The sequence below is a fragment of the Mycetocola tolaasinivorans genome (genome assembly GCF_003667565.1).
Taxonomy (GTDB): Bacteria; Actinomycetota; Actinomycetes; order Actinomycetales; family Microbacteriaceae; genus Mycetocola; species Mycetocola tolaasinivorans.
In genome coordinates, this window is sequence record NZ_RCUX01000013.1 from 60,108 (window position 1) to 82,986 (window position 22,879).

At 66.7% G+C, this 22,879-nt stretch carries 19 protein-coding genes and 1 riboswitch; of the genes, 10 read left to right on the forward strand and 9 right to left on the reverse strand.

Features of this window, described 5'->3' with window-relative positions; translation table 11 throughout:
• Positions 1-62: 62 nt before the first annotated feature.
• Positions 63-875: a 16S rRNA (cytidine(1402)-2'-O)-methyltransferase gene (rsmI, locus tag D9V32_RS14360; RefSeq protein ID WP_121649606.1), complete on the reverse strand. Its 813-nt coding sequence runs from the start codon at positions 873-875 to the stop codon at positions 63-65.
• 90 nt (positions 876-965) lie between these two features.
• Here rsmI and D9V32_RS14365 point away from each other — a divergent pair, with 90 nt between their 5' ends.
• Complete coding sequence (locus tag D9V32_RS14365) at positions 966-2,771, forward strand: dolichyl-phosphate-mannose--protein mannosyltransferase (RefSeq protein ID WP_245982345.1); 1,806 nt, start codon at positions 966-968, stop codon at positions 2,769-2,771.
• 86 nt (positions 2,772-2,857) lie between these two features.
• On the opposite strand, the gene D9V32_RS14370 is transcribed toward D9V32_RS14365, so the two are convergent.
• Entirely contained in the window at positions 2,858-3,076 is a 219-nt protein-coding gene (locus tag D9V32_RS14370) for a hypothetical protein (RefSeq protein WP_121649607.1), read from the reverse strand.
• A 101-nt stretch (positions 3,077-3,177) separates the two neighbouring features.
• Positions 3,178-3,504: a DMT family transporter gene (locus D9V32_RS14375; RefSeq protein WP_121649608.1), complete on the reverse strand. Its 327-nt coding sequence runs from the start codon at positions 3,502-3,504 to the stop codon at positions 3,178-3,180.
• 17 nt (positions 3,505-3,521) lie between these two features.
• A riboswitch (guanidine-III (ykkC-III) riboswitch) is annotated at positions 3,522-3,585 on the reverse strand.
• 81 nt (positions 3,586-3,666) lie between these two features.
• Here D9V32_RS14375 and D9V32_RS14380 point away from each other — a divergent pair.
• The gene (locus D9V32_RS14380; protein ID WP_121649609.1) at positions 3,667-4,956 is read left to right on the forward strand and encodes an O-acetylhomoserine aminocarboxypropyltransferase/cysteine synthase family protein; all 1,290 of its coding nucleotides are present in this window, start codon (positions 3,667-3,669) and stop codon (positions 4,954-4,956) included.
• Positions 4,953-5,498, forward strand: coding sequence for a CoA-binding protein (locus D9V32_RS14385; RefSeq protein ID WP_121649610.1), 546 nt, complete (start codon positions 4,953-4,955; stop codon positions 5,496-5,498). The genes D9V32_RS14380 and D9V32_RS14385 overlap by 4 nt, the downstream gene beginning before the upstream one ends.
• On the opposite strand, the gene D9V32_RS14390 is transcribed toward D9V32_RS14385, so the two are convergent.
• Entirely contained in the window at positions 5,495-5,974 is a 480-nt protein-coding gene (locus D9V32_RS14390; RefSeq protein WP_121649611.1) for a hypothetical protein, read from the reverse strand. The genes D9V32_RS14385 and D9V32_RS14390 overlap by 4 nt on opposite strands.
• 91 nt (positions 5,975-6,065) lie before the next feature.
• Positions 6,066-6,890 (reverse strand): class I SAM-dependent methyltransferase, encoded by an 825-nt coding sequence (locus D9V32_RS14395; RefSeq protein ID WP_183086335.1) that lies wholly within the window; start codon positions 6,888-6,890, stop codon positions 6,066-6,068.
• On the opposite strand from D9V32_RS14395, the gene D9V32_RS14400 reads away from it, so the two are divergent.
• The 3 genes from D9V32_RS14400 to D9V32_RS14410 are packed head-to-tail and all read left to right on the forward strand — an operon-like array spanning position 6,889 to position 9,839.
• Entirely contained in the window at positions 6,889-7,929 is a 1,041-nt protein-coding gene (locus tag D9V32_RS14400; RefSeq protein WP_121649612.1) for an ABC transporter substrate-binding protein, read from the forward strand. The two genes, D9V32_RS14395 and D9V32_RS14400, sit on opposite strands and share 2 nt — an antisense overlap.
• Before the next feature lie 6 nt (positions 7,930-7,935).
• Positions 7,936-9,060 carry a FecCD family ABC transporter permease gene (locus D9V32_RS14405; RefSeq protein ID WP_121649613.1) on the forward strand — a complete coding sequence of 375 codons (1,125 nt, stop codon included), beginning with the start codon at positions 7,936-7,938 and terminating at the stop codon, positions 9,058-9,060.
• Positions 9,060-9,839, forward strand: coding sequence for an ABC transporter ATP-binding protein (locus D9V32_RS14410; protein ID WP_121649614.1), 780 nt, complete (start codon positions 9,060-9,062; stop codon positions 9,837-9,839). Before D9V32_RS14405 ends, D9V32_RS14410 begins: the two co-directional genes overlap by 1 nt.
• A 68-nt stretch (positions 9,840-9,907) precedes the next feature.
• Here the strand turns inward: D9V32_RS14410 and D9V32_RS14415 are convergent, their stop codons facing one another.
• Entirely contained in the window at positions 9,908-12,550 is a 2,643-nt protein-coding gene (locus tag D9V32_RS14415; protein WP_121649615.1) for a M14 family zinc carboxypeptidase, read from the reverse strand.
• Positions 12,551-12,854: 304 nt separating this feature from the next.
• On the opposite strand from D9V32_RS14415, the gene D9V32_RS14420 reads away from it, so the two are divergent.
• From D9V32_RS14420 to D9V32_RS14430, 3 genes are all read left to right on the forward strand, one after another.
• A complete protein-coding gene (locus D9V32_RS14420; protein ID WP_121649616.1) occupies positions 12,855-13,661 on the forward strand; it encodes a sulfurtransferase in 807 nt (268 codons plus the stop codon).
• Positions 13,658-17,593: an ATP-dependent RNA helicase HrpA gene (hrpA, locus tag D9V32_RS14425; protein ID WP_281272141.1), complete on the forward strand. Its 3,936-nt coding sequence runs from the start codon at positions 13,658-13,660 to the stop codon at positions 17,591-17,593. The genes D9V32_RS14420 and hrpA overlap by 4 nt, the downstream gene beginning before the upstream one ends.
• A 211-nt stretch (positions 17,594-17,804) precedes the next feature.
• The gene (locus tag D9V32_RS14430) at positions 17,805-18,407 is read left to right on the forward strand and encodes a flavin reductase family protein (RefSeq protein WP_121649618.1); all 603 of its coding nucleotides are present in this window, start codon (positions 17,805-17,807) and stop codon (positions 18,405-18,407) included.
• Positions 18,408-18,552: 145 nt separating this feature from the next.
• On the opposite strand, the gene D9V32_RS14435 is transcribed toward D9V32_RS14430, so the two are convergent.
• Positions 18,553-19,386 carry a sulfurtransferase gene (locus D9V32_RS14435; RefSeq protein WP_121649619.1) on the reverse strand — a complete coding sequence of 278 codons (834 nt, stop codon included), beginning with the start codon at positions 19,384-19,386 and terminating at the stop codon, positions 18,553-18,555.
• A 569-nt stretch (positions 19,387-19,955) separates the two neighbouring features.
• On the opposite strand from D9V32_RS14435, the gene D9V32_RS14440 reads away from it, so the two are divergent.
• Positions 19,956-20,462, forward strand: a complete 507-nt coding sequence (locus D9V32_RS14440; RefSeq protein WP_147440498.1) for a hypothetical protein — start codon at positions 19,956-19,958, stop codon at positions 20,460-20,462.
• 178 nt (positions 20,463-20,640) lie between these two features.
• Here the strand turns inward: D9V32_RS14440 and D9V32_RS14445 are convergent, their stop codons facing one another.
• Together D9V32_RS14445 and nrdF are read right to left on the reverse strand one after the other, a co-directional pair.
• On the reverse strand, positions 20,641-21,741 hold the full coding sequence (locus tag D9V32_RS14445; protein WP_121649621.1) for an ATP-binding protein: 1,101 nt from the start codon (positions 21,739-21,741) through the stop codon (positions 20,641-20,643).
• A 170-nt stretch (positions 21,742-21,911) separates the two neighbouring features.
• Positions 21,912-22,879, reverse strand: a 968-nt coding sequence (gene nrdF, locus D9V32_RS14450; RefSeq protein WP_245982346.1) for a class 1b ribonucleoside-diphosphate reductase subunit beta, incomplete at its 5' end; no start/stop codon positions are given.

Below are 22,879 nucleotides of genomic sequence, written 5' to 3' on the forward strand. Positions count from 1 at the left end.
CAATTGTATGGTGTAAATCGAGCGCTCGCGGACATCGTTACGCCGGGCGGCGCGGCACCGGCCTAGCGGGCGAGCGCCCCCTCATAGAGGTCACGCTTTCCGAGGCCCGTTTCGGCCGCCACCTGGGTTGCGGCTTCCTTGGTCCGCAGGCCCGATTCCACCAGCGCACGCACCCGGGCGATGGCGTCCTCCAGGCTGAATTCGCGGGCGGGTGCACCGGCAATGACCACGCAGATTTCCCCACGGACACCCTCCGCCGCCCACTCGGCAAGCTCCGCCGCGGTGCCCCGCTTGACCTCCTCGAACATCTTCGTGAGCTCGCGGCACACGACCACGCGACGATCGGCACCAAAGACCTCGGCGACGTCCTGCAGGCTCGCGGCCAGGCGGTTCGGGGAATCGAAGAAGACCATGGTGCGGCGCTCATCGGCGAGCTCGCGGAAGGTATCGCGACGCTCCCCCGACTTCCGCGGCAGGAACCCCTCAAAGCAGAAGCGGTCGGTGGGCAGGCCCGAAACCGCGAGGGCCGACAGCACGGCGCTCGGTCCCGGCAGGACGGTCACACGCACATCCGCTGCGGCAGCCGCCTCCACCAGGTGATAACCGGGGTCCGACACGGTGGGCATACCGGCATCGCTCAGCACCAGAATGTCTTCGTTTCGCGCACGCTCGACCAGGTCACTCGCGCGCACCCGCTCGTTGTGATCGTGCAGGGCGATGAGCTCGGGGCGGTTCTCAATGCCCAGGCCACGCAGCAGTTTTACCGTGGTGCGGGTATCCTCCGCGGCCACGACGCCCACGGTCTCCAGGGTCTCAACCAGGCGGGTGGTGGCGTCCGAGAGGTTTCCGATGGGGGTCGCCCCGAGAATGATCATGGTTCCAGTCTGCCAGGTGTGCGCGGGCGACCCCGCGCATTTTCGCCGAATCGCGCGAGAAATCACGGACAAACTGACTACGATGTCAGGGTGTCCCGCAGTGAAAACGGACCCGCCCCGGAAGACGTCCCTTCCGCCGCCGATCCGCACACCCCCGCCGCCGCGCAGCCCGAGGCTTCCCCGAAGTCCGCCGCCGAGTCTCTCGCCGCCGTGCCCACCACCAGCGGCACCATCGTGCTGGAGACCCCGGCCGATGTGCTGGAGACCCCCGCCGATGAGCCGGCGACCGGTGCCGAAGCCCCGGCTGAGGCCGAGGCCGCCGCGCCTGCTCCGGCACCCGTACGCACCGGCTCGCGCATCGACGATCTCTGGCTGCGCATCGTCCGCACCCCCGAACGCGCCCGACTGCTCAACTGGCTGATCCCCGCCCTCATCCTTCTCCTCGCCGCCGGCGTGCGCCTCTGGAACCTCGGGTTCCCGCACGCCCTGGTGTTCGACGAGACCTTCTACGTGAAGGACGCCTACTCGCTGTGGGGCAACGGCTACGAGTCCAAGTGGCCGGACGGCGTCAACGAGCGCTTCAACGCCGGTGACGTCAACATCTTCCTGAAGGACGCCGCCTACATCGTTCACCCGCCGCTGGGTAAGTGGATCATCGGCGTGGGCATGGCCATCTTCGGTGCCGATAACGCCTTCGGCTGGCGCATCACCACCGCCCTGATGGGCATCATCGGCGTGGGCCTGATCATGGTCGTGGCCCGTACGCTGACGAAGTCGCGTACGCTCGCCGCCATCGCCGGGTTCCTGTTTGCGATCGACGGCCACGCCATCGTGATGAGCCGCGTCGCGATCCTGGACAACTCGGTCATGGTGTTCGCGCTGCTCGGGTTCTGGTTCATCCTCAAGGATCGAGCCTGGCTGGAACGCCACCTCGACGCCTGGATCGCCCAGCGCGGCGACGCACCGCTAGGCAGCGCCCGCGGCCCGGTGATCTGGAACCGCCCCTGGGTCTTCGCCGCCGGCCTTGCCTTCGGCGCAACCACCTCGGTGAAGTGGTCCGGACTCTACTTCCTCGCCGCCTTCGGTATCTACCTCGTCGCCGTGGACGTGCTCGCACGCCGTCGCCGCGGGCTCGGCCAGTTCCCGATCGGCTCGGCACTGCAGGCCCTCGCGACGTTTGTTCTCTACGTCCCGATCGCCGCGGTTGTGTACCTCGCCAGCTGGACCGGCTGGCTCACCACCACCGGTGGTTACTACCGCAACTGGGCCGATGATCCGGCCAACGCCTGGCAGGGCCTGTTCTCCTGGGTGCCGCACTCCATCCAGAGCCTGGTGTTCTACCACCAGCAGATGTACGCGTTCCACGTGGGGCTGAGCACGCCGCACAGTTACCAGGCCAACCCCCTGGGCTGGCTCGCGATGATCCGCCCGACCAGCATGTGGTACGTCGCGCCGCCACCCGAGGACTGCGGATCAAACCTCTGCTCGCAGGCCATCACCTCGATCGCGAACCCGCTGATCTGGTGGGTTGCCGTACTGGCCACCCTGTACCTCGTGTACCGACTGACCCGCCACCAGGAGTGGCAGGTGGGCCTCATCCTCATGGGTATGGTGGCCGGCTATCTGCCGTGGCTCGCCTACACCGAGCGCACCGTGTTCCAGTTCTACACGATCGCCTTCGAGCCGTACCTGCTGCTGGGGCTGACGTTTGTAATCGGCCTGATCATCGGAAAGCGCGAGGATCCTCGCCCCAGGCGCACCTCCGGTCTGGCAACCGTGGGCGTGTTCCTCGGGGCCGCGACCGCGCTGTCGATCTTCTGGTATCCGCTCTGGACCGCGATCACCGTGCCGTACTGGTTCTGGCAGATGCACGCCTGGTTCCCCAGCTGGATCTAGGCCCATATAAAAAGGCGGGCTGCCCGGGTGATTTCTCACCGGGGCAGCCCGCCCTTTCGTTTCCGTGCCTGCGCACGGACCATCAGCTAGGGGTGTGCGGAGGCGATGCCGTCGCGCACCTGCTCGACACCGCGCAGCACCAGCACGAGCGCAAGAATCGAGAACAGTGCTCCCGCCGCATAGGCGTACCACTCGGAGGCACTGACAAACGTAAACACCGCAAACCCAGCGACCAGAACGGCGACAATCAGCAGGGTAATCCCCAGGCGGCGTTCGGCCCGGGCACGAGATTCGGAGGTAGCCATTGGGCCAGTGTAGCGTTTCAAGCCTGAGGATTCTGGCATTTTGCAGCCGTTATCGAAAGCTAATGGAACTCACAGTATTGACCGAAATCCGCCAGCCGAATCTAGTGGGCCGCGGCGTCGACCATCTTGAGTCCGATGACGCAGCCGACGATACCCAGGATCAGCAGGATCTTGATGATCGAGGCGGGCTCGCCGCCGAAGATCATCGCGTAGAGCACCGTGAGGCTCGCGCCGATCCCGACCCAGATGGCGTACGCGGTACCGGTGGGAATATCGCGCATCGCATACGCCAAACCACCCATGCTGAGCAGCAGCCCGACGCTAAAGACGACGGTGGGCCAGAGCTTTGTAAAGCCCTCGGAACGGCCGAGCGCGGTGGCCCAAACGGCCTCGAGAACACCGGAGATAATGAGCACGATCCATGCCATGACAAACACCAACTTTCGTGGTCAGTCTTGTCGCGTTCCGGGTACTGCGCCCTCGTCCGGGGCCCGATCATCGGGCTCAGAAGTATTGTCTCACACCGTTATGTTTCGGTCTATGACGTCATATGAGCGTGTATGACGGGCGCCGCACACTAGCCTGTCATCATGGCAGATCGAGAGTACGGCTTCCGCACGCGCGCGATTCACGCGGGCAACATCCCCGATGCGGCAACCGGAGCGCGAGCGCTCCCCATTTATCAGTCCACCGCGTTCGTCTTTGACAGCGCCGAGGACGCCGCGAGCAGGTTCGCCCTGCAGAAGTACGGCACGATCTACTCGCGCCTCGCGAACCCCACGGTTTCGAGCTTCGAGGAGCGCATCGCGAATCTCGAGGGCGGCCTCGGTGCCGTCGCCACCGCGAGCGGCCTCGCCGCGCAGTACCTCACCTTCGCGAGCCTCACCGAGGCCGGCGACCACATCGTGGCCTCCGCGAGCCTCTACGGCGGCTCGGTTACCCAGCTCGACGTCACCCTGCGTCGCTTCGGGATCGAAACCACCTTCGTCAACTCCTCGGATCCGGCCGCCTACGCCGCCGCGATCACCGATAAGACCAAGCTGATCTTTGCCGAGACCATCGCGAACCCCTCGGGTGAGATCGCCGATATCGAGGGCCTCGCCGAGGTTGCCCGCGCGCACGGTGTGCCGCTGGTGATCGACTCGACGCTGTCGACCCCGGCGCTGATTCGCCCGATCGACTGGGGTGCGGACATCGTCACGCACTCGGCCACCAAGTTCATCGGCGGGCACGGCACCACCCTCGGCGGCGTGGTGGTGGAGTCCGGCAAGTTTGACTGGACCTCCGGCCGCTTCCCGCGCTTCACCGAGCCGGTGCCGAGCTACGGCGGTCTCGAGTGGTCGGGGAACTTCGGCGAGTACGCGTTCCTCACCCGGCTGCGTGCCGAGCAGCTGCGCGACATCGGGCCCGCGCTGCCCGCGCACTCGGCATTCCTCCTCGCCCAGGGCGTGGAGACCCTGCCGCTGCGTATGCGCGCCCACGTGGACAACGCCCGCATCGTGGCCGAGTGGCTCGCCGCCGACCCTCGCGTCGAAGCGGTCAACTGGGCCGGTCTGCCGGATCACCCGCACCACGAGCGTGCGGCCAAGTACTTCCCGTCCGGCCCCGGTTCGGTCTTCGGATTCGTCCTGCGCGGCGGCCGCGAGGCCGGTAAGGGCCTGATCGAGAACGTCGAGCTGGCCAGCCACCTCGCCAACGTCGGCGATGCGAAAACGCTCATCATTCACCCGGCCTCCACCACCCACGCGCAGCTCACCGAGCAGCAGCTGCTCGATGCGGGCGTCCTGCCCGGTCTGGTGCGCCTGAGCGTCGGCATCGAGGACCCGGAGGACATCATCGCGGACCTTGACCGCGCCCTCAACGCCGGAGCGGCCAAGTGAGCGGCACGACCAGCAGCGCGGGCCTGACCTGCGCGCTGCCCGCCGTCCCCTCACACGCCGATACCGAACGCACCTGGGACGGGCCGGACGCTCACGAGCGCTACAACATTCTGCGCCGCTCGCGCTCGGTCGCGATCGTCGGAGCCTCCCCCAACACCGCGCGTTCAAGCTACTTTGTGGCCACGTACCTGCTGCAGTCCTCGAACTTCCGGGTGTACTTCGTCAACCCGCGCGCCACCGAGATCCTGGGGCAGCCCGTGTATCCGGATCTCGCCTCGCTGCCCGAGGTACCGGACATCGTGGACGTCTTCCGCAAGCACTCCGACCTCCCGCAGGTGGTCGAGGAGGCCGCGGCCGTCGGCGCGAAAACCGTGTGGTTCCAGCTTGGACTCTGGAACGAGGAGGCGGCCGCCCTCGCCGAGAGCAGGGGCCTCGAGGTCGTGATGGATCGCTGCATGAAGATCGAGCACGCCCGCTTCCACGGCGGCCTCAACCTCATGGGATTCAACACCGGCCAGATCGACGCTCGGCGCCGCCGCTAGCGGGTAACAGACTCCCGCGGAGCGCTCTCGCTCCGCTCCAATTCCCGCGCCGGTGGCCTCACCAGCGCGGGAATTGCGCCATAGACGATGCCCGCCATCACGAGGAGCACGCCGGCTCCGGCGCGGGCGTCACTCGCGGAGGCCAGGTCGAGCGTGCTGCCGGCCGCGGTAATCCACATCAGTGCGGTGACCGCCGACGCGCTCGCGGGGATCGCGACCCACCAGCGCAGCGCGGCGGTCGGCATTTTCCAGGGGAACACCGCGGCGAGCGCGATCACGGCGCTCACACCCGAGGCCCAGAGCATCGACGTGTACAGCGAATCCTCCGGCGTAAACGCGGTGGGGCCGGATCCCTGCCAGTGGCTCGGGACCTCCGCCGTGAAGCGCCCCTCCCAGAGCGCGCGGCACAGAATGAGCGCGATCACCGGTACCAGAATCAGTACCGCGGAAAGCAGGGATCTTCCGATGGGTCGCATTAGCTCGTGTCCTCCGTTGTCGGGCGCGGGTCTCCCCACACCCTAGCCGAGGCCACACCCTCGTGGATACCCGCCCGGCGCATCGCGGAGACTACCCGCGCACCCCGTAGGCGACGTAGTCGTTGAGGTACTGCCAGAGCGTCCCGGCCTCGCGAAAACCCGCGATCCGCAGGGCTTCGACGTGGAACGCGGCGGTCGGCGCGGGGTCATCATGAATCGTCGCGAACCGACGGTCCCGTTCGGTGATCAGCGCGCCAAACTCCTCACGCTGGCCCAGGCGAGACCACCACTCGTCCCAGTTCGGGGTTCCGGTAGAAAACGCCGCCCGCTGTGCCGCGGCATCATCCGCCTCCGCGAGGCGAGTGAACTCGCTCGCCGCGGGAGCTCCCGCAAAGTGGTCGGCGTTGAGCACGATGCCTCCGGGGACGATGATGCCCGCCAGCGCGCCATAGAGGGCGACGAGGTCGGCGTTGGGCAGCCAGTGGAGCGCGGTGCTGGACACCGCCACATCCGGCCGGACCCCACCCAGCACATCGCTCCAGCGGGGGTCGCGCAGGTTGACCTCGTGGATGATCGACCGCGTGCCAAAGGGTGCAAGGTTATGGCGGGCGACCTCCAGCAGCGCGGGGTCCGCATCGAGCGTGATCACCGTGGCGTCAGGGAAGCGTTCCAGGATCAGCCGTGAAAACGAACCGAGGCCGCCCCCGAGGTCCAGAACCGTGCGCGGCGGGTTTTCTCGGTAGCCCAGGGCGTCAAGGACCACCTCGAAGCGCTGGGATCGGTGACGGATGTACGCCTCCTGCTGGGCCTCCCACTCGGAAATCAGGGTGTCGAGGGTGGGGATAGCGGTGTGCGTCATGCGGGCCTTTCGGTCGTGGTTCGAGACGGGGTGAAGTTTTGCTACGATCATACTCATGAAATTGAGAATCATTATCATTAGCGTTGCCGCGGCGGCCACCCTGGCCCTCACCGGATGCGGATCGGCAGACTCCCCGCCCGCCGCATCGCCCTCTTCCGCCTCCGCTTCCACCCCCGGCGGCCACACCACCTATCCCCTGACCCTCACCAACTGCGGAACCGACGTCACCTACCCCGCTGCCCCCAGCCGAGCCGTCACGCTCAACCAGTCGGCCGCCGAAATCCTCGTGAAGCTCGGGGTCACCCCACGGATCGCCGGCACCGGCTACGAGATCGACACCGTTCCCACGGAGCTGGAGAAGGACTACTCCTCGATCCCGCAGCTCAGCGGCCCCGGCCAAAACATCACCCACGAGGGCCTTCTCGGCGCTCAGCCCGATTTCGTGTACTCCTCGTTTGCGAGCTTCTTCACCGCCGAAAACACCGGCGAGCGCGCCGAACTGCACCGCCTCGGGGTGCCCACCTACCTCACCGAGTTTGACTGCACCTTCCACTCAAAGGTGGCCGGAGCCTCATTCGACATGCTCTTCAACGAGTACCGTGACCTGGCCAAGATCTTCGACGTTCAGCCGGCCGGAGACGCCCTGATCGCCGAGCAGAAGGCCGTCGTGGATGCGGGGGTCGCCACCTCAAAGAAGCTCACCAGCTCACCGCGGGTCATGTGGTTCTACTCCACCTACGATGGCGCGCCCTACGCGGCGGGCCCCGGCGGGCTCCCCCAGCACATCACCGACATCCTGGGGGCCACAAATGTATTTGCCGATGCCAGTACCAAGTGGCCAGAGGTGAGCTGGGACGAGGTTGCCGCCCGCAACCCCGACGTCATCATCCTCGCCGATCTCACCCGGGGCAAGCCCGGCGATACCGCGGCCGAAAAGATCGATCTCCTGAAGAACGACCCGGTGACCGCGAAGCTTGACGCGGTGAAGAATGACCGCTTCATCGTGGTTCCCGGACGCTACATGGATCCGAGCTACGCGAGCGTGCAGGCGGTCCCCGCCGTGGCCGACGGCCTGCTCGCACTCCAGGAGCGCTAGATTCCGATGCCCTCCGCACACCTGAGTGATCAGACCCCGATCGGGCCCGCCTCCCGGCGGCCCGATCGGGTGCGCCCAGGACAACCGCGCCCCACGCCCTCGCGCCGGTCGCTCCCCCGAACCCTCCTTCTCCCCGCGGGGGCGGCCGGCGTACTGGTGCTCTCGCTCATTCTCGCGACCCTGTTTGGTACGGCGAATATCGGGCCGGCCGATGTGGTCGCCACCGTGCTGCGTCACGTCGGACTGGGGGCGCTCGCCCCGAGCCCCGCGCTACCACCGCTTCTCGACGCCCTGGTGTGGGAGTCACGCGTGCCCCGGGTGCTGCTGGCCGCCGTCGTGGGGATGGCGCTCACCGTCTCGGGCGCGATCCTGCAGTCGGTCACCCGCAACCCGCTGGCAGACCCCTACCTCCTCGGGGTCTCCTCGGGCGCGGGAACCGGTGCCGTGGCCGTGCTCCTCCTGGGAATAGGGGGCGGCACGCTCTCCCTCTCGGCCGGGGCGTTTCTCGGTGCGCTCGTCTCGTTCGGTTCCCTCCTGCTCCTCACCGGGGGCGGGCGCACATCGAGCGCCGCCCGAGTGGTCCTCACCGGCGTGCTCGTCTCGCAGTTTTTCTCGGCCCTCACCTCGGTGATCCTGCTCGTGGACGGCGATGCCAACTCCACGCGCGGCTTCACCTTCTGGCTGCTCGGATCGCTCAGCGGAGCCCGATGGCCCTCGGTGCTCGTGGCGGGTTCGATCATCCTGGTCGGTGTGCTCGCGGTGATGTACTTCGTGCCCGCGCTCGACGCCTTCACCTTTGGCTGGGATTCCGCCGCCGCCCTGGGCATCAGCGTGACCTCCGCCCGGATCTGGCTCATGGTCATCACCGCCGTCATGACCGCCGCGGCGGTCGCAGCCTCGGGGGCCATCGGGTTTGTGGGGCTCCTCGTGCCCCACATCGTCCGCATTCTCGCCGGCCCGCTTCACCGGGGCCTGCTCCCCCTGTCGGCCCTCGTCGGGGCGATATTCCTCGTGTGGGTAGACACCTTTGCGCGCTCCGCGTTTGCACCCAACGAGGTGCCGGTGGGGGTCATCACCGCGCTCCTGGGCGCTCCGGCGTTTGCCCTGGTACTGCGTCGGGTGCGTGGCTGATGGGTGCGATTTCCGCCGAGGCACTGACGTGGTCGGTGCACCGCAACAGACTCCTTCACGGCGTCGATCTCGATGTCACCCCCGGCAGCGTAGTCGGACTCCTCGGCCCTAACGGGTCGGGCAAGACAACGCTCCTGCGGCTGCTCGCCGGGCTGCGTACCCCGGAATCCGGACGCGTACTCCTGGATGGTCGGGATCTCACCGCGCTCTCCCGCGGGGCAATCGCGCGGCGGGTTGCGGTGATGGAGCAGGACTCCGCGGCGACCACCGGGGATCTCACCGTCCGGCAGGTGGTCGAGCTGGGACGTATTCCTCATCGCGGGCGCTTCGGTGGCCCCTCGGCTGAGGATCCGGGCATCATCTCCGCCGCGCTTTCCCGTGTGGACCTGATGCACCGGAGTGACGCGGCCTGGTCCACTCTCTCCGGCGGCGAGAAGCAGCGGGCGCAGCTCGCCCGGGCGCTCGCTCAGGAACCCACCGAGATCCTCCTCGACGAGCCCACCAACCACCTGGATATCCGGCATCAGATTGACCTGCTCGAACTGCTGCAAACACTCGGGATCACCTGCGTCATCGCGCTCCACGACCTGAACCTCGCCGCACGCTACTGCGATCATGTGGTGGTCATCAACGGGGGAAAGAGCATGGCCGCGGGCCCGCCGGATCGAGTGCTCACACAAGAGCTCCTCCGCACCGTCTACGGGGTGGATGCGCTGATCGACCGGGACCCGAAGACGGGCACGCCGCGCATCACCTTTCGTGGATCAATTCGCGAGTGACGCGCTCGCTCCCGCTCACACGCAAAACCCCCGACCGCGAGAGCGATCGGGGGTTTTGTGTGCGGTGCCTAGACCTCGGTGCGGCGGCGACGCAGCGCGAGCAGCGCTCCGGCACCGAGCAGGAGACCCATCACGGCAACAAAGCCGGCCAGTTCAATACCGGTGGTGGCAATCTCCTCCGGGGAGTCCGTCGCGCCCGGGGTCACGGACGGGGTCTGTCCGCCCGGTACGGCCGGGGTCGCGGAGGACGTTGCCGGGGTGGCCGAGGGCGGGGTGGTCGGGGCCGCGGTGGGTGCCTCGCTCCCGGTACCGCCATCGGTCGGGGTCGGGGTCCCGCTCGGAGTTGCGGTCGGGCTCGGGGAGACCGACGGGCTCGGGATCACCGATGGGGTCGGGCTCGGAGTACCGCCGTCGATGATCACCGGGGTGACCTCGACCAGGATCGAGGTGGAGACCCCGTCCAGGGTGGCGGTGATCACGTGCGGGCTCGCGTGGCGGAACGTCACGCGGTTGCCCTCGATGATGTCGGTGTCCACGCTGCTGGTGAGGGTCACGCGGTCGCTGTAGTCGGCGATCACGTTGCCGAAGTCGTCGTGGCCGAGGGCGGTCACCGTGATGGTGTCGCCCTGCTGGGGTGCCTCGGCGGAGATGCTCAGGGCAAAGCGCGCGAGTTCGGCGGCGGAGACCGCGAAGGTGAGCTCCACATCGACGTGACCCACACCGTTGTCGATGCGCACGGTGGCGGTGCTCGGGCCGGCGACCCTGGCGGTGCCGGTCAGGGCTCCGGTCGCCTCGTTCAGGGTGAGCCCGGCGGGCAGTGCGCCCTCGGTTACGGTGAACGACGCGGGAACCGCCGAGGTCACGGGCAGGCTCAGGGCCTGCTCTTCCCCGGCCACCAGGTCAAACTCGGTGTCTCCGGTGTAGACGGGAGCATCGAGTGCGGGGGCGGCCGCGGCACGCCACGGTCCCCACTCTCCCGATCCGTTCTGGGCACGAACAAACACGCTGTTCGCGGCGGAGTTGGTACGGTCCACCGCGATATCGCCGGAGAAGATCACGGTCTTTCCGGGCGTCGCAATGCTCAGCGCGGTTGCCTCGTTGATGGCGTTGCGATCGGTGGCGAGCGCCGCCTGAACCGCGGTGATGTCGGTGGTGGCGGGGCGGCGCGCGGCCGAGGTGCGCTCGTTGCCGTAGGCCTCATCGGTGGCGGAACCGGACACCGTGACGGTGCCGTCTTCGCCGCGGACAGCGTCAACCTCGGTGACGACTCCGCCGAGTGCGGCGGTGTAGGGCGCGTAGGCGGCCTCCGCCGCGAAGCGGATCCCGGGAGCGGTCTTCTCCCAGAAGCCGGGCACGCGGCTGTAGGCGGGGAAGAAGCCACCGGTGGCGCCGGTACCGATCTCGTAGGTGTACGCGGGCACGCCGAGCTGGGAGTAGATCCAGTCGATGTCGTTTCCGGCGTTGTTGTAGAGAATCTCACCGGCCTTACCGGTCTGGAATCCGTTCACAAACGACTGCCGGAAGGCGTTGGCCTTGATCGGCTCGAGGTTCGGAACCGCGTCGGTGGTGCTGTACGCGTAGGGATAGATGACGTAGTCGGCATACGCGTGGAGGTTCACGTAGGTGCCGGTGCGGGTTTCCGGGGCCGCGGAGTCACTCTCGGTGCGGTACTCGCCAAAGAGCTCGGTCAGCAGCGCCGAGAACTGCGTAATTTCCGGTTCAGAGGAGGGGCTCACCCCCAGGTAGCTGGGGCTGGTCGGGTTGGTGCTGGTGCTCGCCCCGCCCCACTTATAGGCCCAGTTCCGGTTGAGATCCACGCCGTACTGCTGGCTGGACCAGTTCGCCGAGGTCGGTGCGAAGAGGGTGTCGTTGGCGTTCTTGCGCTGCCAGGCACGCGAGGAGTTTGCCGGGACCGCGTCGCCCGTGGCGTTCTTCGGCGAGGTCTCCAGGGCCGTTTCAACCAGGCGGATGCCGTCCGGGTTGTTCTGGAAGTTGATCCACACCTCGGTGCTGTCCAGCAGCGAGGTGATCTGCGGGTCGACGCCATAGCCATTCAGCAGCTCGGTGGCGTAGCGCCAGGCGAGCTCGCTGGTGATGATCTCGCGGGCGTGGGCCTGGGCGGCCAGGACGAAGCGCGGGCGACCCTGCTGGCCGTTGTCGGGGGCGGGCTGCTTCGCCACATCGGCGGTGATGCGCACGGCGAGAAGGTCGCTACCGCCGCGGCCGTTGACCTTGTTCCACGACCTACCAAAGTTCACCCGCTGAACGAGCTCGGGGTACTTTTCCGCGATGTCTCCGGCGAACTGCTCGTAGGCGGCAGAGGTGCGGTAACCGCCGAAGTAGGTCGCATACTCGGTGCCGGCGAGGCGCGCGGGAACCGGATAGGCCGGTTCCGCGGCCGCGGCAAATGAGCGGGCACGCGGGGCGGGGGAACCCTGCCCGACGGAGTCCGCATAGCTGACCGAGCGGGTAACACTCACGCCGCGCTGCGCGAGGATTCCGGCGGTTTCGGGGTCGGCCAGGACCACGAGTCCGTCGTTTGTGGCCTCGACAACATCGAGGTCGGCAATCAAATCCGCGGCGGATGCGGGGACGGTCAGGAGCTGTGGGCCCGCCTCCCCCGGTGCTGCCGCGGCGGGCGGGCCGAGTGCGAGCCCGCCGATCAGGAGGGTCGACAGCGCACTCGCCGCGACCAGTTTACGAATAGCCATGTGATTGGTTTCCTTTCGGGAGGTGCGGTGGGTGCCCGCACCGAATCCAACACGGTATCCACCGGGTATTACGTACCCCTAACGGGTGTGTAATGCGGGGTAACGGAGCGTTACATCCTCGACACTGCACGGGTTTTAGGTGGGGGTGCGGTATGGGCGGCCGTTCGGGGTAGGCGCCTGGATCGCCACCCCTCGGGCCCGAAACCTTTGCGCGAGCTATGCACCGACGCAGAGTCGGCCGGGAACGGTTACCGCGTATTGCGTGGCCCTCGACGACGTCGGATGTGCGGGTTACCGTTGAGACATGTCTCCCGTATTCGAAAGTCCCGTCGTCTCCACTCAGTGGCTCGCCGACCACCTCGGCAGCTCTGCCCTGGTCGTCATCGACGCCACCGTGATGGTGTCCGAAGACGGCGACTATCGGTGCGGGCGCGCCCACTTCGAACGCTCCGGCCACATCCCGAGTGCCCGCTTTGCGGACCTCCTCTCGGAGTTTTCCCACCCGGATGCCCCGGGGCTGCACCGCCCCGATCCCGCGTGCCTCGCGGCCGCCGTCGCCCGTCTCGGAATCACCCCGGAGAGCCGGGTCGTGGTCTACGACACCCAGCGCGGTCAGTGGGCCGCGCGGCTGTGGTGGCTCCTGCGCACCGCCGGGTTCGACGAGGTCGCGGTGCTCGATGGCGGGCTCACCGCCTGGCTGAGTGAGCACCGTTCCGTCGAGACAGGCACGGGTTCGGTCGTCCTGCCCCGGTCGGAGTTTGTGCCCACGCCGCGCCCCGAGCTCTGGGTTGATCCCGTCTCCGTGGGGGCCGAGAGCGCGCTCACCCCGGTCACCGTGGTGAGCGGTTCGCGCGTGGCCCTGCCCCGCACCGGCCCACGTGATCACGCGCTGAGTGTGCCGCTCACCGCCATCACCCGCGCGAGCGATCACACCCTCGTCTCCGATGCGCGGCTGCGCGAGCTCTACGCCCCCGCGCTGCGTTCGGGCCTCCCCATCATCACGGCCGATGGCGGCGAGGTCACCGCGAGCGCCACCGCCCTGGCCCTCGCCCTGGCCGGTGCCCGCGACGTCCGGGTACTCGATGGGAGCCTGCCGCTGGTTCCGGCATAGTTCTCCGCCCGAGCGGATCCGACCGTGGACACGCGCGGGCGGCGCGAAAAGACGTAGAATGGAACGTTATGTCTCCCGTTATTACGTTCCCGGCCGAGCTGCCCGTCTCGCAGAAGCGCACCGATATTTCCGATGCCATTCGCGACCACCAGGTAGTGATCGTTGCCGGTTCCACCGGGTCGGGAAAGACCACCCAGCTGCCGAAGATTCTGTTGGAGCTGGGGCGTGAGAGCATCGGGCACACCCAGCCGCGCCGAATTGCCGCGCGCACCATCGCCGAGCGCATCGCCGAGGAGCTGGGTGAGGAGGTCGGCGAGACCGTTGGCTATCAGGTGCGATTCACCGATAAGGCGAGCGCGAGCACCAAGATCAAGCTGATGACCGACGGTATTCTCCTCAACGAGATTCACCACGATCGGCTCCTCAAGCGCTACGACACCATCATCATCGATGAGGCGCATGAGCGCAGCCTCAACATCGACTTCCTGCTGGGATATCTCAAGCAGCTGCTGCCCAAGCGCCCGGATCTCAAGGTCGTCATCACCTCGGCCACGATCGACCCGGAGTCGTTCTCGAAGCACTTCAACGATGCGCCGATCATCGAGGTCTCGGGCCGCACCTATCCGGTGGAGATCCGGTTCCGTCCGCTGGTGGCCGACGAGAACGCCGAGGAGGACGAGGACACCGATACCCCGAGCCGCGATGACCGCAACTACATTGAGGGCATCATCGATGGCCTGGATGAGCTGGCCCGCGAATCCCTCGGTGACGTGCTGGTCTTCCTCTCCGGTGAGGCGGAGATTCGCGATGCCGCCGACGCCCTGCGAGCCCGTTATGCCGGCGCTACCGGTGTCACCGAGATCCTGCCACTGTACGGCCGGCTGAGCGCCGAGGAGCAGCACCGGGTATTCCGACCGGGGAACACCGCGGGGGTGCGCCGCCGGGTGATCCTCGCGACCAACGTGGCCGAGACCAGCCTCACCGTGCCGGGCATCAAGTACGTGATCGACGCGGGGACCGCCCGCATCTCGCGCTACAGCGTGCGGGCGAAGATCCAGCGACTGCCGATCGAGGCGATCTCGCAGGCCTCGGCGAACCAGCGTTCGGGCCGTACCGGGCGTACCAGCCCGGGTATCGCGATCCGGCTGTACTCGGAGGAGGACTTCAACAAGCGCCCAGAGTTCACCGAACCCGAGGTGCTGCGCACAAACCTCGCCGCCGTTATCCTGCAGATGGTGTCGCTGGGGCTCGGCGATATCGCCGCGTTCCCGTTCCTGCAGGCCCCCGAGGCCCGCGGTATCAAGGACGGCCTCGACCTCCTCACCGAGCTCGGCGCGATCACCCAGCGCCCGGGCACCACCCCGCGTCTCACCAAGACCGGTCGTGACCTCGCCCGGCTGCCGATTGATCCGCGCTTTGCCCGCATGGTGCTGGAGTCGAAGAAGCACGGCACGACCCGCGAGGTCATGGCGATTGTCGCGGCCCTCACCATTCAGGATCCGCGCGAGCGCCCGGTCGAGAAGCGCCAGCAGGCCGATGAGTTCCACGCGCGCTTCGCCGACCCCACGAGCGACTTCCTCAGCCTGCTGGGCCTCTGGAACTACCTCGAGGAGAAGCAGAAGGAGCTCTCCTCGAGCGCGTTCCGCCGCATGTGCAAGGCCGAGTTCCTCAACTACCTGCGCGTGCGCGAGTGGCAGGACGTCTACCGCCAGCTGCGCCGGATGGCCTCGCAGCTGGGCCTCAGCGTCGGCGACCCCGCCACCAACCCGGACGGCATCCACCGCTCGATCCTCTCCGGTCTGCTCTCGCAGATCGGTATCCGGGACGAGGCGGCCGCCGCGCAGGCGCAGGCCGCCAAGAAGCGTGGTGCCGCGGCGACGCCCGGCCCGCGCCGCAAGGGCGACTACGTGGGTGCGCGTCAGGCGCGCTTCGTGATCTTCCCGGGATCGGCGCTGATCAAGAAGCAGCCCGACGCGCTGATGGCCGCCGAGCTGGTCGAGACCAGCCGCCTGTTTGCGCGCACCGTCGCAAAGATCGATCCGGCCTGGGCCGAGGCCATCGCCCCGGATCTCTGCAAGCGCAGCTACTCGGAACCGCACTGGGAGAAAACCCAGGGCTCGGTCGTCGCGTATGAGAAGGTCACGCTGTATGGCGTGCCCATCATTCCGCGTCGCCGCGTGCAGTACGCACGCATCGACCTGGAGCTCTCGCGTGACCTCTTTATCCGCCATGCTCTGGTGCAGCGCGAGGCCGATTTCAAGCGGCTGAACCAGAAGCTCTTTGCCTTTGACCGCCAGAACGCCGGTCTGCGCCGCGAGCTCGCCGAGCGCGAGGAGCGCACGCGTCGCCGCGACATCCTCTTTGATGACGAGGCCGTGTACGACTTCTATAACGCGCGCATTCCGGCCGAGGTGGCCGATCTGCGCGGGTTTGAGAAGTGGTGGCGTGAGGCCGCGGCCAGCACGCCGAAGCTCCTCACCATGCGTGCCGAGGATCTTCTGCCCGAGGATGCCGATGACGTTGATGAGGGCCTGTTCCCGCCGACCTGGTCGCAGGGTGATCAGACGCTGAAGCTGCGCTATCGGTTTGAGCCGGGCACCGCGGATGACGGCGTGACCGTGATGGTGCCGCTCGCGCTCCTCCCCCGGCTCTCGCCGATCGGCTTTGACTGGCAGGTGCCGGGCCTGCGTGCCGAGCTCGTGACCGCGCTGCTGAAGTCGCTGCCCAAGCATATTCGCCGCAACGTGGTGCCCGCGGCCGACTGGGCCGCGCGCCTGCTCGCCGACCTCCCCACCGAGGTGCCGCAGCCGACCGCGACCCAGGATGACACCCTGACTGCGCGCCTGGCGATCGCGATCAAGCGCGCCGTATACATCCCGATTGAGGCGGCCGACTTCGAGCTCGACCGCGTGCCCGACCACCTCAAGATCACGTTCCGCGCGATCGATGAGCGCGGCCGCACCCTTAGCAGCGATAAGGACCTCACGGTGCTGCAATCGCGCCTGGCCACGAAGACCCGCACCCAGGTAGCGAAGGTGGCTCAGGCACGCACGGCCGATCCGATCGAGCGTCGCGGCCTCACCAGCTGGGACTTCGACGAGCTGCCGCGCTTCATCGACAGCGATCAGGGCGGGCACGTGGTGCGCGGCTATCCGTCGCTCGTGGACCGCGGCGACAGCGTCGAGGTGCGGATCATGGCCACCGAGGCCGATCAGCTGCGCGAGCTGCCCGGCGGTGTGCGCCGCCTGCTGCAGCTGCAGACGGCCTCGCCGGTTTCGTACGTGCAGAACCACCTGACCGCCCCGGAGAAGCTGGCGCTGGCCGCGAGCCCGTATCAGAACACCCCGGCGCTGTTTGATGACTGCCTCACCGCGTGCATCGACGATGTGTTGCAGCGCGTGGTGCCCGGCGGCGCGATCTTCATGCGCGCCGAGTTTGAGAAAGTGCGGGATCGGGTATCCCAGGCCATCATGAACGGCATGTTCGAGACGGTCTCGCTGACCGCGCGCATCCTGACCGCCTCCCGCGAGGCCGATAAGGCGCTGAGCAAGGCGACGAGCCTGACCCTGCTGCCCGCGCTCACCGATATGAAGGCGCAGCGCGCGGGGCTCGTGTACCCGGGATTCGTCTCGCGCACGGGGCTGGCCCGAATGAGAGATATCACTCGTTATCTTTCGGGGATCACGCACCGCGCCTCCCGCCTCGCCGACAACGCGAACCGGGATCGCGCCTGGCAGAACGAGATCGAAACCGCCACCGCCCGCTTCACCCAGGCCGGCGGTACCATCCCGCTGCCCGAACACGCGCCGGAGAACCTGGTGCAGGCACGCTGGATGCTCGAGGAGTTCCGCATCAGCCTGTTCGCCCAGCACCTCGGCACCAGCCAGTCGGTATCGCTGCAGCGCATCACCAAGGCGCTGGATCAGCGCTAGCGCGCACCATCGCCGCCAAACGGGGCGTGCCTCCCTCGGAGACACGCCCCGTTTCGTGTCTTATAGCTTCACAATTCGTCTCATAACTACGTGCAGTTTGCGACATTTTGCGAGCGGGTCCATCGTGGAACCTGTATCAACTCGCGCGAGCGGGAATAAAAACCGCCGCCTGACGGTAGATACCGATATGGATAGAGGAGAACCCGAGCAGATGACTACCGCAGCGAACGTTCTGTCGCCCATCACCCACGACCCCGCCGACACCACGGAGGAAACCCTGGGATTTGATGCGGGCCTTGCTCCGGATGACTTCAAGGCCGCGTTCCGCAACCACCCCGCGGGTGTCGCCGTGGTCACCGCCGATGACGGCACCGGCCCGGTCGCCATGACCGTCACCTCGGTCTTCTCCGTCAGTGCCGACCCCGCCCTGCTGGTGTTCTCGGTCTCCGACCTCTCCTCCAGTGCCAAGACCATCATCGCCGCCGATACCCTCGTGGTGCACCTCCTCGGCGCCGACCAGCTCGACATCGCCAAGCTCGGCGCCACCAGCGGCATCGACCGCTTCGAAGACACCTCCATCTGGTCGCGCCTCATCACCGGCGAGCCCTTCTATCCGGCCGCACAGACCTGGATCCGCGGCCGCGTCGTCAACTCGCTGCGCGCCGGTGCCTCCACCGTTGTGGTTGTGCACGCCCTCCAGGCAAACGCCCCCGAGGCCGGCAGCATCGAGGCCGACGCCACCGAGTCACGCCCGCTGGTGTACCACAACCGCACCTGGCACCACCTGGGCGAGCACAGCAACCTGGAGCTGTAACCATACCCTCGAAAAACAACCGCCAGCGCCCAGGACGCAACCACCTGGGCGAGCACTCCAACCTGGAGCTGTAGCGGTAACGCACTTTTTTACGACGAAAGCGGGGCCGGAGATTTCTCTCCGGCCCCGCTTTCGTGTGTCTGGGCTACGCGCCCACGGCCACGGGGCGCTCGGGGTCGCGGGACCAGGCGCTCCAGGAGCCGGCGAAGATCGCCGCGGGCAGCCCTGCCTCGGAGAGCGCGAGGGCGGTGTGGGCGGCGGTGATTCCGGATCCGCAGGTGGTGCCGATCTCGGCGCCCGCGGTCGCGCCCACCGCGGCGAACACCTCGCGCAGCTTCTCGGGCGCGAGGAAATGACCGTTTTCCAGGTAGGTGCCGGAGGGCACGTTGACGGCACCGGGGATGTGTCCGGCACGCGGATCCATCGGCTCGGTCTCACCGCGGAAGCGCTCCCCCGCGCGCGAGTCGATCAGCACGCCGGATGCGGCTAGCGCCGCGGCACCGTCGGCGTCGAGAACGGTGTTGTGGCCCAGCTCGGTGAGCACGAGGCTGCCCGCCTCGGGCCGCACCTCGCCGGTGTCCAGCGTGCCGTTTTCAGCCTGCCAGGCCGCGAGGCCGCCATCCAGCACCCGAACGTTGGTGAAGCCGGCGTCGGCGAGGACCCACCAGGCCCGCGCGGACGGCAGCGAGGCAAACGTGTCGTAGGCCACGACCGTGTCGCCCGGGTTGATTCCCCAGCGCGCCACGGCGTCGTTCAGAATCTCCAGGGTGGGCAGCGGGTGCCGGCCGAGTGCGGGGTCGCCCTGCGGGTCGGCCAGCTCGGTATCGAGGTTCACAAAAACGGCCCCGGGGATGTGCCCGGCGAGGTAGTCCTCGTGGCCGTCCGGCTTGTCCAACCGCCAGCGCACATCCAGCACGCGAACGGGGGCATCGGTCTCCAGAAGGGCGGCGAGTTCGGCCGCGCTGATGAGGTTGCTCATGTGCCCAGAGTAGTCCGGTTTGGCTGGGTGCGGGGTGCATTCGTACACGCTGATTCCGGTTCTACGAGCGCACGGGTTGAGCCCGGCAAAATACCCGCCTCCGTGAAATCGAGAGGAGAGTTGTTGGTCGCAAACAGCCCCTAAGAATCACGAAGGCCCGTGCGGGTACACGGCCCTCGGAGGTGGAGCGCTTTCGCGCGTCCACGAGTAACGGTAGACGGGAGCCACTCAAAAAATCTTGCCTTTCGTCCCGGCTCAGAATATATTGTGGGGAACTTTTCACACTGGTGTGGAAGGCCTGAAAATGGAGGTTTCTGCGCGTGGCAAATTCTAGCTCCAACAAGACCCAGGCGTTGCCCCGCCGAAAGACCACACAAGTTGCCCTCGGGCTCGTCTTGTACGAGTCCAAGCACCGCTGAAGTCAACGAATCGAACGGGTACGACAGGTGAGAGGAGATCCCAGGATGCGGACCATCAGGTTTGTCATTGCTACTGTCGCCATCGCCGTCCTGGCCTCGTGTGCAGCGAACCCTTCGACCACACCCGGTGCGGGTGCCACGGTTGAGCTCATGGCTGACTATCCCCCCTTTGACGCTGGCTCTCTCACCCAGAGCGCAGATCTGATCATCGAGGGCACGGCCCTGTCCTCCGAGCCCACCGTGCTGACGCCTCGCTATGAGGGAGACACGGCTCAAGAGAACCCCATACTCGGCCTGTCCGAGGAGGAACAAAAGAGGGTAATCGCTGACGATGAGGGCGTTCCGGCCACCGCGGTCACCTTTCGCGTAGACACGGTGCACAAGGGCGCTGTAGGGGTAGGACAGGAGATCGTCATCCTGCAAACCGGCGGAGTCGTTGACGGCGTCACCTATAAAGTCCGCGAAGAAGACCCACTCAAGACTCAAGAAAGCTATCTCATCTTCGCGGGTAAGAGTCACGACGGGGCCTTCTACATCCTCGGCGGATCGGCCGGGACCTACATCTCCACCGGCGATGACACGTTCTCCGCCGTAAACCCCGATACTGCTCCATTCTCAGAGATCGACAGCGCCGAGGTGGCAAATCTCGCTGACTAGTTGTTGGTCGCAAACAGGCCCCAGGAAGCACGAAGGCCCGTGTGGGTACACGGGCCTCGGAGGTGGAGCGCTTTCGCGCGTCCACGGGTAACGGTAGACCGGGGCCATCAATCGTGCAACCAACGAGGACAACGCGGAAAACGGCGCAGGGTCGTGCTCCGCGAGGTGTGTTCCCGCATCAACCGCGCAGCGGCACCCTCACGTCTCCGCCGGCCTCCTCGGAGAGGCGTTCGCCCATCTGGATGACGGTGGGTTCGGCGATGAAGCCGCCGGCGAAGAGACTCTGGCCCTGCGCGAAGCCCTGGGCGCGACGGATGAGGTCTTCGGAGACGAATCCGAACACCTCGGCGAGCTCGGTGAGGTCGCGGGGTGCGTTGACACGCATGAGGCCGAGGTTGTCGCACTGGGAGAGCACGTTGGGGTGGATCTTGGTGGGGCGCTGGGTGGAGAGGAACAGCCACAGGCCAAATTTGCGTCCCTCAGCGGCGATCTGAATGAGGCGCTGGGTGAGTGCCTTTTCGACCGCGGTGACGGGTTCGGGCGAGCAGAGGTTGTGCGCCTCGTCGATCACGATGAGCATCGGGCGACGTTCCTCGCGACGCTCCCAGAGGTGTTCGAGGACGGCGAGGGCGGCCACCTTGGGTTCGGCCGGATGATCGAAGCCGCCGAGGTCGAGCACGGTGGCGCGGGGACGCTCATCGATGACGTCGGTCACCGAGTGGGCACCGCGCGACCACAGCTCCCATTCGAGCACCTGGAGGTTTTCCATCCGGTTGGCGAGGCGACCCTCCCACTTGTCGCCGCTCTCACGCAGCTTGCGCACCATTTCGGCGGTGTCAAAGCCCGCGGCGTCAAACCCCGTGGTTTCGCGGTCGAGGTGCAACAGGACGTTGTACTCCTCGGAGTCGGCGATCGGGTCGATCTGCAGCACCGCGGCCTTCGCCGCCGGAGACAGGTCCACGTAGCGCACGAGCAGGCGCTCGCCCTCGGCCCGGCCGGAGCGGAACACCCGCATGTCGAGGTCGCCCCAGCGCTCATTCGCGGCATCGCTCGCCGTGGGGCGGGTCTCGCGCAGACGCACAAAGTCGGCGTTGGGATCCAGGATCAGCAGGGGCAGCTCGGTGTGCAGCAGGAGCTGCTCAAGCACCACGCCTAGCGCGTACGTCTTGCCGCTTCCACTCTGACCGCACCAGAAGGTGTGCCGGTTGAACTTACGTGCGTCAATCTTTGCCGGCGTTCCCGGAGCGTCGAGTACGTCGCCGATGATCAGCTCGGTCATGGTGTCCTTTCGCTTTGACTCCAAGAATGGTCTGTTCCCGCGAGAAGGTAAAGGGGTATTTTCAGTTTTTCTGCCCGGAAGCACCGGCTGGGTTCCGGGCACGAAGAAAGCCCCGGAATCGCACTGCTGCGATTCCGGGGCTTTTCGTGTTGTTGACGAAGCCTAGGTGCTTAGAAGTCCCAGTCCTCATCCTCGGTCACAACGGCCTTACCGATGACGTAGGAGGAACCCGAGCCACTGAAGAAGTCGTGGTTCTCGTCGGCGTTCGGCGAGAGCGAGGACAGGATCGCCGGGTTCACGTCGGTGACGGTCTTCGGGAACATGGCCTCGAAACCGAGGTTCATCAGCGCCTTGTTGGCGTTGTAGTGCAGGAACTTCTTGACGTCCTCGGTCAGGCCGACGGAGTCGTAGAGGTCCTGCGTGTAGTGAACCTCGTTCTCGTACAGTTCATACATCAGGTTGAACGTGTAGTCCTTGAGCTCCTGCTGGCGCTCCGGGGTCTCCTTGTTGAAACCGATCTGGAACTTGTAGCCGATGTAGTACCCGTGCACGGCCTCGTCACGAATGATGAGGCGGATGAGGTCAGCGGTGTTGGTGAGCTTCGCACGGCTCGACCAGTACATCGGCAGGTAGAAGCCCGAGTAGAACAGGAAGGACTCCAGCAGGGTCGAGGCGACCTTGCGCTTCAGGGGGTCGTCACCGTGGTAGTAGTCCAGAATGATCTGGGCCTTCTTCTGCAGGTGCGGGTTCTCGGTCGACCAGCGGAAGGCCTCATCAATCTCCTTCGTCGACGCGAGGGTCGAGAAGATCGAGGAGTACGACTTCGCGTGCACCGACTCCATGAACGCAATGTTCGTGTAGACGGCCTCCTCGTGCGGGGTCAGCGCATCCGGGATCAGCGACACGGCACCCACGGTGCCCTGGATGGTGTCCAGCAGGGTCAGACCGGTGAACACACGCATGGTGAGGAGCTTCTCCTCGGGGGTCAGCGTAGCCCAGGACTGCACGTCGTTCGACAGCGGCACCTTCTCGGGCAGCCAGAAGTTGTTGACGAGGCGGTTCCACACCTCGACGTCCTTCTCGTCTTCGATGCGGTTCCAGTTGATCGCCTGGACGGCGTTCACCAGCTTCAGTTTCT

Coding starts and splice junctions, on each gene's coding strand:
- D9V32_RS14400 (WP_121649612.1), top strand. CDS start 6,889: ATGAAATTGAGAATCATTATCATTAGCGTTGCCGCGGCGGCCACCCTG.
- D9V32_RS14420 (WP_121649616.1), top strand. CDS start 12,855: ATGTCTCCCGTATTCGAAAGTCCCGTCGTCTCCACTCAGTGGCTCGCC.
- D9V32_RS14390 (WP_121649611.1), bottom strand. CDS start 5,974: ATGCGACCCATCGGAAGATCCCTGCTTTCCGCGGTACTGATTCTGGTA.
- D9V32_RS14430 (WP_121649618.1), top strand. CDS start 17,805: ATGACTACCGCAGCGAACGTTCTGTCGCCCATCACCCACGACCCCGCC.
- D9V32_RS14370 (WP_121649607.1), bottom strand. CDS start 3,076: ATGGCTACCTCCGAATCTCGTGCCCGGGCCGAACGCCGCCTGGGGATT.
- D9V32_RS14440 (WP_147440498.1), top strand. CDS start 19,956: ATGGCTGACTATCCCCCCTTTGACGCTGGCTCTCTCACCCAGAGCGCA.
- D9V32_RS14380 (WP_121649609.1), top strand. CDS start 3,667: ATGGCAGATCGAGAGTACGGCTTCCGCACGCGCGCGATTCACGCGGGC.
- D9V32_RS14375 (WP_121649608.1), bottom strand. CDS start 3,504: ATGGCATGGATCGTGCTCATTATCTCCGGTGTTCTCGAGGCCGTTTGG.
- rsmI (WP_121649606.1), bottom strand. CDS start 875: ATGATCATTCTCGGGGCGACCCCCATCGGAAACCTCTCGGACGCCACC.
- D9V32_RS14415 (WP_121649615.1), bottom strand. CDS start 12,550: ATGGCTATTCGTAAACTGGTCGCGGCGAGTGCGCTGTCGACCCTCCTG.
- D9V32_RS14435 (WP_121649619.1), bottom strand. CDS start 19,386: ATGAGCAACCTCATCAGCGCGGCCGAACTCGCCGCCCTTCTGGAGACC.
- D9V32_RS14405 (WP_121649613.1), top strand. CDS start 7,936: ATGCCCTCCGCACACCTGAGTGATCAGACCCCGATCGGGCCCGCCTCC.
- D9V32_RS14410 (WP_121649614.1), top strand. CDS start 9,060: ATGGGTGCGATTTCCGCCGAGGCACTGACGTGGTCGGTGCACCGCAAC.
- D9V32_RS14445 (WP_121649621.1), bottom strand. CDS start 21,741: ATGACCGAGCTGATCATCGGCGACGTACTCGACGCTCCGGGAACGCCG.
- D9V32_RS14395 (WP_183086335.1), bottom strand. CDS start 6,890: ATGAGTATGATCGTAGCAAAACTTCACCCCGTCTCGAACCACGACCGA.